General features: G+C 68.3%; 5 protein-coding genes. 2 read left to right on the forward strand and 3 right to left on the reverse strand.

All coding sequences use genetic code 11. The features are described from left to right. The 3 genes from U9979_RS06200 to U9979_RS06210 form a co-directional block, all read right to left on the reverse strand. The coding region (locus U9979_RS06200) for a serine/threonine-protein kinase (protein ID WP_322778612.1) at positions 1–1,662 on the reverse strand (1,662 nt) is incomplete at its 3' end. A 181-nt stretch (positions 1,663–1,843) separates the two neighbouring features. Further along, complete coding sequence (locus tag U9979_RS06205) at positions 1,844–3,847, reverse strand: DUF2142 domain-containing protein (RefSeq protein ID WP_322778613.1); 2,004 nt, start codon at positions 3,845–3,847, stop codon at positions 1,844–1,846. Between the two features lie 133 nt (positions 3,848–3,980). After that, positions 3,981–4,700, reverse strand: a complete 720-nt coding sequence (locus tag U9979_RS06210; RefSeq protein WP_322747581.1) for an acyltransferase — start codon at positions 4,698–4,700, stop codon at positions 3,981–3,983. 422 nt (positions 4,701–5,122) lie between these two features. Between U9979_RS06210 and U9979_RS06215 the strand changes: the two genes are divergently transcribed. Together U9979_RS06215 and U9979_RS06220 are read left to right on the forward strand one after the other, a co-directional pair. Next, on the forward strand, positions 5,123–6,037 hold the full coding sequence (locus U9979_RS06215; RefSeq protein WP_322778630.1) for a glycosyltransferase family 2 protein: 915 nt from the start codon (positions 5,123–5,125) through the stop codon (positions 6,035–6,037). Position 6,038: 1 nt separating this feature from the next. Then, positions 6,039–7,232 (forward strand): glycosyltransferase, encoded by a 1,194-nt coding sequence (locus U9979_RS06220; RefSeq protein ID WP_322778614.1) that lies wholly within the window; start codon positions 6,039–6,041, stop codon positions 7,230–7,232. Positions 7,233–7,424: the final 192 nt, after the last annotated feature.

The following is a 7,424-nucleotide window of genomic DNA, read 5'->3' on the forward strand; positions in this document are numbered from 1 at the left end:
GAGCTGGCGCGGCCTGGCTTGGTCGGTCACGTCCCAGAGCCGGGCGGTGTTGTCGTCCCCGGCGGTCGCGAGCAGGCGCCCGTTCGGGCTGAACGCGACGTCCCGGACATGCGCGTTGTGTCCGGTCAGGGTTGCGCGGGTCACCGGCTTGTGCGGATCGGTGATGTCCCACAGCCGCGCGGTGCCGTCGTTACCGCCGGTCGCCAGGGTCCGGCCGTCCGGGCTGAACGCGACCGCAAGGACCCAGTCCGTGTGCCCGGTCAGGGTCGCGAGCAGGGTCGGTTGGGCCGGTCTGGTGACGTCCCAGAGCTCGACGGTCCGGTCCGCGCTCGCGGTGGCGAACAGATTGCCGTCGGGGCTGAACGCTCCACCGAGGATGGACAGGGTGTGACCGGTCAGTGGTGTGGCGTAACGTCCCGCGAACGACGTGATCAGGCTCGCCCGCGTTTGCGGACTGGGCGAGATCCGGTAGGCCGCGAGGCTGAGCCGGGCGGCCAGGGTGGCGTTGACGCCTCGGGTCGCGTCGGCATCCGCCGCGACCGTGCGTGCGACCTCGGCCCACCCCCGGACATCGGTCCCCGACCCGTTGGCGGGGCGCATTGCCATGATCGCTATGACGGTGGCGACCACCAGAGCGACGGCGCCGCAGAGCACCGTCGCCACCCGGCCGAGTGGGCTGCGCCACGGGAGCCGAGGCCGGCGCCGGTGGCTGCCCGGGTCGGTCTGGTCGACTGCGATCCGGTCGCCGGCGTGCCTCGTCGGTGAGACAGCTGCCGGTGCTGCCTGTGCTGCCTGTGTCTGGGATGTGCCGTTGTCGGGGGGCGTCATCTGCAGTGGCAGCAGGGATGCCGAGGCGGTCCGCACGAGCTGGGTGACCTCGGGGTCGGGCTTGGTGGTCGTGCCCAGGTTGACCAGGCGAATCAGCAGCTCCTGGGCACTGGGCCGCGCGTTCGGCGCCTTGTGCATCGCCGCTTCGACCACGTCGCGCAGCATGTCCGGCAGGCCGTCCAGGTTCGGCTCATGGTGGACGACCCGGTAGAGCTGGGCGTGCGTCGGGCCTTCCCCGAACGGGTACGAACCCGTTCCCGCGAAGGTGACGAGCCCGCCCCAGGAGAAGATGTCGGCGGCCGCGGTGACCGGGTCCCCGATGGCCTGTTCCGGCGCCATGAACGCGGGCGTTCCGACCACGTGCATGTCTTTGCTGATGATTGTTTCGGCATCCACGGCGCGGGCGATACCGAAGTCGATGACCCGTGGCCCCAACGGCGAGAGCAGGACGTTGGACGGCTTCAGGTCGCGGTGGATCAGACCGGCCGCGTGGATGGCGGTGAGGGCGGCGGCGACACTGACCGCGACCCGTTCGAGATCGGCTGAGGTCAGTGGACCGCCGCGGGCTACGGCCTGCGTCAGCGTGGGGCCGTCGATGTACTCGGTGACCAGGTACGGCGCGCCGTCGGCGGGGTCGACCACGTCGAGAACCTCGGCGGTGCAGAACCGGGCGACCCGTTGGGCGACGGCGGCCTCTCGGCGGAACCGGGCGCGGAACTCCGGGACGCGGGCGAGCTCGGCGCGGATCACCTTGACCGCGACCAATCGGTCATCCGGGGCGCGGCCCAGGTAAACCGTGCCCATGCCGCCCTCGCCGAGACGACCGAGCAGCACGTAGCGACCTAGGCTCGCAGGGTCGGAGGGAGCCAGCGCCGCGGGGGGTGTCGCGGACGCGCCGGATGGCGAGGGCGGCAGGGAGACCAGCCTCCTAGAGCGTTTCTGTGCGCAGCGTACGCGGTCGCGTCCCGGGTCTGCTCCGCCCGCCAGGCGGCGTCCTCGTCAGGCTGTGTTCTCGTCAGGAGGCGTCTTCATCCGGTGGCCGGACAGTGCGCGGCGGGAGCGGCCACCGGCCACCTGGTTTCCCTGGTTGCCCAAGCAGTGTGACATTCCCTGACAACGACACGACCGGTGGTAGGTCGGGACCCTGGCGGTGCCGAACGGACGCGTCGAGCCGGCGGGTGTCGATCACTTCGATCGTGGCCGGGGATCTCTGCGCCCGCCCGGCCGGCACTGTGTCCAGCTCGGCGGGCACCGTGTCGCGCCCGGCGGGCACCGTGTCCAGCTCGGCGGGCACCGTGTCCAGCTCGGCGCACGTTGCTCCCGCCACGGCGGGTGTTGCCGCGCGGGCGGTGCGTCCGCCCGTCGGTTCCCGCCAAGCGCGTGTCACCGCCACCGCGGTCACGACGGTGAGGACGACAGTGGATACGAAGACGACCTCCACAACGACCGTCGGCCACGGCGACCAGGCGGTCATGGCATGCCAGGCTTCGGTGACGCCACCCGCGGGCGGGCGCCAGAAGTAGGTGACGACCTCGCTGATCGACTCCGCTTGCATGCCGACTGCGGCGGTCAGGAGCGCGAGCGGCATCCACCGGGCAAAGCGGGGTCGCAGTGTGGCCGTCCCGGTGCCGACCAGCACGGCTATCCCGGTGAAGCCGGTGAACAGGTATCGACCGGAGACTCCGGTGATGTGCCCGGTGTCCGCCACGTGCATGGCTGCCCCGACCGCGACGACGACCAGCAGGGCGCTGGTCGGCCACAGCATGAACACCAGGTTCGTCCGGTTCCTCCGGCCGGCAGTGCGGATCACGGCGCAGGCGGCCAGCCCGGCGACGACACCCGAGGCTGCGAGCACCAGCGGCAACGGCAGATCGACCTCGTACCATCCGATCGAACCCCACCAGCGACCCAGCAAGCCCTGCGACATCCAGCTCCAGTAGACGGTCCAGTCCGATCCGACGTACCGGCCGGGTGGAAAGCCCGGTGTACGCGGTTGGAACGCGCCCCATCTGATGATGTTGACCAGCCACCACCAGCCGCCGGCGCCAATGATCATGAAACTGCACAGTGCGATCGACGACCTGGACGGGCGCGCTCCGCGTAGCCAGCTGATCACATACGCGGCACCGACCATGGCCACCAGCACAACCGCGAAGGACTTCGTGAGCAGCGCCAGTCCGGTCAGCAGGCCGGTCCACCCCGCTGTCCGCGCCGAGGTGTCCCCGGTCAGGATGTGGGCGACCGCCACCGTGACCAGCGCGCCCAACAGGACCAGCAGGTTGTCGTTGTTGACGCTGGAGCCGATGTGGACCAGTTGTGGAACGGCGAAGGGCGTCAGTGCTGCGACCGTCGCGGCGAGAGGGGACGGGTGCAGCCGGCGGGTGGCCGCATACGCGAGCAGCGGCAGCGGTGCCACCATCGCCACGCTGATCATCCGAAGCAGGCCGATGGTCACGTCCCAGCGCAGGGTGTCCCCGCCGCCCGGGAACGCGGCGAGGATGGTGGCGTTCACCCAGTAGTACAACGGTGGATGTTGGACGAGCTGCTGGATGGAGCCTGGCGGCTGCCCGGGGTTGGCAAGTCTGTCCCAGGCGGGTCGCGCTGACCGCGCTACCGCGTCCCGCTCGGGGACCGGGTCGACCGTCAGGTCGTAGGGATCCGCGGGGCTGCCGAACGGTGACACCGCGATGGCTCCGACTCCGTCGGCCGTCACGAAGGCGTTGCCCGGACGCGGCCAGCCGTCGCCCTGGACGAGTCGCATGATCGCGTCGACGTGGTTCGGTTCGTCCGGTGCGTGATACTGAGGCACCAGTACCGACCAGCACGCGAGCAGGAGGCTGAAAAGCCCGGTGACCAACCAGATGTGCGCCGGGGTTCGACGCACCAGTTCCAGCGGACCGAACCGTCCGGCGGCGGCGGCATGAGTCGGCCGGGATCCGAACGCCTCCGCATCCTGGACGCCCGCATCCTGGACGCCCGCATCCCGGACGCCCCCATCCCGAACGCCCACGACGGTCATGTCGGCCCCGATTCGTTCGCACTTGATCGACGTCGGGCAGTGTAACAACTCTAAGTACGTGAAAAGCTACTATCGGTGATAGCCTCGGGATGTGTCGCTCTCTCCCGTGATGCTGCCGGCGGCTTCTGCCGAGCTACCGCCAGGAGTCGACCTGGCCGACAATCTTGGCTGGCGAGCCCGCGACGATTGTCTTCGGTGGGACGTCGCGGGTCACCACTGCGCCCGCGGCGACCACGGCGCCCTCGCCGATCGTCACTCCCTTCAGGACGATCGCCCGGGTGCCGATCCAGGCGCGATCCTCCAGGATCACCGGGGCGCTCATCGGCTGCTCCACCCCGTCCACCGTCATGGGGTGGAAGTCGTTGTCGAGGATCTGGGTGTCCCAGGAGATGGTGCAGCCCGCTCCGATACTCACGCGTTCCCGCACGAGAATCTTCGCGAAGCCGTTGATGTTGACGTTGTGGCCGAGCTGCAGCAGGCCGGAGTCCACCACGATGCGTGCCCCGCGCTGCACCGACACGACCCCCTCGCACCGCAGTCGTCCTTCGGGATGGATCCGCAGCACGGAGGTGTCCCGGTGGGTCGAGATCCCGAACGGGCCGAGGCCGATCCGCAGGGCCGCGCCGTCGGCGAACTCGATGCGTTCGTGCCCTTCGATGACGGTCGGCGATCCGATCCAGATCGGCTGCCCGTGCGCGATCGGGTAGCGCAACCCCGCCGCGAAGGAGCGTGCGGACGCCTCCCGCCCCGCGCGCAGCGTCCTGACGTTTCGGGCGTATTCCCGAAGGTCGTGGACGAACTGCCGGTCAAGCGTTCTGACATGACGGCCGAGACGATCGCTGAGTCCATCCATGGTTGATGAGCCTAACCGGTCGGAGACGACGCGATCATGGTCGTGTTGTACCCGCGAAGGGGCCTCCATCCCCGGCGTTTGGACCTGCCGTGCAACTCTGGGATCCAGGCGCATGCGGGGGAGGAGACGATCATTCACTTCGACCGATCCGTGAGCAGTCCAGCACTCCAGCACTCCAGCGGTACCGGTGAACCCGTGCGTTCCGGCTGACTATCAGGAGCAGCGTCGACGTGAGTGGCAGTGTTGTCCGTGCATCGGTCGGTCCGAGTACACCGGTTCCGAGTACACCGACCGCGAGTACCCCGACCGCAGACGCTCCGACCGCAGACGCTCCGACCGCGGACATCTCGATTTCGAGCATCGCAACGGCGGGCACGCCCACCCTGAACCGACAGCGATCCGGGGTCGGGCCGACAGCGGAGATAACTGCCGAGCCGTACGTAACTGCCGCGCCATACGTGACTATCGTGCTTCCGTGCTATAACGAGCAGGATCATGTGGTCCGCGAGTTGGAGCGGATCAGTGCCGCCATGGATGCCAGCGGCTACAGTTACGAACTGCTGGTAATCGACGACAAGTCGACCGACAACACTGCCGCCCTGCTGCGTGGTGTGATGCACCGGTTCCCGCGGATGCGGCTGATTTCGTTCCGCCGCAACGGCGGCTCGGGCACCGCTCGCCGCATCGGCACGCAGGATGCCCGCGGGACGATCGTGGTCTGGACCGACGCGGACATGACCTATCCGAATGACCGGATCCCGGAGTTCGTCCGCCATCTCGATGCCAACCCCGACGTTGATCAGGTTGTGGGTGCGCGTATCACGGAGGAGGGAACGCACAAATGGGCACGGGTGCCGGCCAAGTGGTTCATCCGGATGATTGCGCAGCGCCTGACCGGCATGAAGATTCCCGATCTGAACTCGGGTCTACGGGCATTTCGGCGAGACGTGTCCCTGCCGTATCTGCGGCTGCTACCGCCTGGATTCTCCTGCGTCACCACGATTACGATGGCATTCCTGTCGAATCAGCACCCCGTGGACTACATTCCGATCCACTACGCGAAGCGGTCGGGTACGAGCAAGTTCCATCCGTTTCGGGACGCGCGCCGCTACATCCTGCAGGTGCTGCGGATGGTCATGTACTTCGACCCGATCAGGGTGCTGATGCCGATCGCTTTGTGGATCATGGGGTTGGGTTTCGTGAAGCTCGCCGTGGATCTCATCCGGTACGACCTGCGGGTCACCACGTCCACTCTGCTGGCGATCCTGGTCGGTTTCCAGATCGTGGTACTGGCCCTGATCGGCGACCTGATAGTCCGTTCCCGCAGTGGCACCTGAGATGTCGACGGCCCGAACGTCCTGGGCGCGTATTGCGATCGTCGGTCCGACCCACCCGTACAAGGGAGGTGTCGCCCAGCACACGACGGAGTTGGCACACCGGCTCGCAGGGCGTGGCCACAGTGTGCGGATAGAGTCATGGTCGCGGCAGTATCCGGCCCGGCTCTACCCGGGTCGCCAGCGCGTGAGTCACCCCGAGACAGAGCCCTTCGCGGCCACGGCGTATCCGCTGTCGTGGTGCCGCCCGGATTCGTGGGTACGGCTTGGCCGGCGGCTGTACCACAGCGCCGATGCGGTGATCATCGTGGTGGTGACCCCGATCCAGGCGCCGGCCCATCTGGGTATCCTCGCCGGCCTCCGACCGGCTGGTGGGCCTCGGGCTGGTGGGCCTGCCGTCCTCGCCCTGTGCCACAACGTGTTGCCGCATGAGCGGCGCGCCGGCGATGAACCGCTGATCCGGGCCGTGCTGCGGCGGGTGTCGGGAGTCGTCGTACACACGTCGGCCGAGGCTGAACAGGCCCGTGCGCTGACGGATCGGCCGGTGGCGGTCGCTGTGATGGCGCCGCATCTGCGGACGTGGCGTGAGATGGATACCGCGGATGGTGACATTCGACCGTCCCCCGATGGGGATGGCGCAGGAGACCGAGCAGGAGACGGGGATCGCACCCGGCGCAGGCTGTTGTTCTTCGGGCTGATCCGACCGTACAAAGGTCTGGATGTCCTGCTGCGGGCATTGGCGGCCGGGCCGCCCGATGTGTGCCTGACTGTCGCCGGGGAGTTCTGGGGTGGTGTCGAGCGCACCCGCGAGCTCGTCGCCGAGCTCGGCCTGACCGCGCGGGTGGAGCTGCGTCCCGGATATGTGTCGGTGACCGATGTGCCGGCGTTGTTCGCGACCGCGGATGCGCTCGTTCTGCCGTACCGGGCGGGGACGGCGACCCAGAACGTCGACCTTGCCCACCTGCACGGTCTGCCGGTGGTGGCGACCCGGGTCGGCGGATTGGCCGAGACCGTACGTGATGGCGTGGACGGGCTTCTTGCCGCACCCGGCGACTCGGTGTCGTTGGCCGGGACACTGCGGCGGCTCTACGAGCCGGGAGTGCTCAAGGCCTTGCGGGCAAGGGTTGTCCCCCCGGACGCGGATGCGGCGTGGGCTCGCTACCTGGATGTGGTCATGGGTGCTACGGGCGCCCGTTAGAGCACTCTCCGTATATGCTTGAAAGTGCCTTGTGTTGCTTTTTGTACCGTGGTCGATGCTGCGTGTAGTGCTGTCGGCTCGGGATGTCCAGTCGGCTGCCGGCGGGCAGACTGTGGCTCGTGCCAGGGGTGCCTTCGCCGGGAATGCCGTCCTCGGGGTGGTCTGCGAGTTCGCTACGTGACCAGGCTGTGG

Origin of the sequence: Protofrankia sp. Cas4 (assembly GCF_963555915.1) — a bacterium.
Classification (GTDB): Bacteria; Actinomycetota; Actinomycetes; order Frankiales; family Frankiaceae; genus Protofrankia.

Bases quoted from the DNA above. Each gene is read 5' to 3' on its own strand.
- U9979_RS06205 (WP_322778613.1), bottom strand. From the start codon at position 3,847: ATGACCGTCGTGGGCGTTCGGGATGGGGGCGTCCGGGATGCGGGCGTC.
- U9979_RS06220 (WP_322778614.1), top strand. From the start codon at position 6,039: ATGTCGACGGCCCGAACGTCCTGGGCGCGTATTGCGATCGTCGGTCCG.
- U9979_RS06210 (WP_322747581.1), bottom strand. From the start codon at position 4,700: ATGGATGGACTCAGCGATCGTCTCGGCCGTCATGTCAGAACGCTTGAC.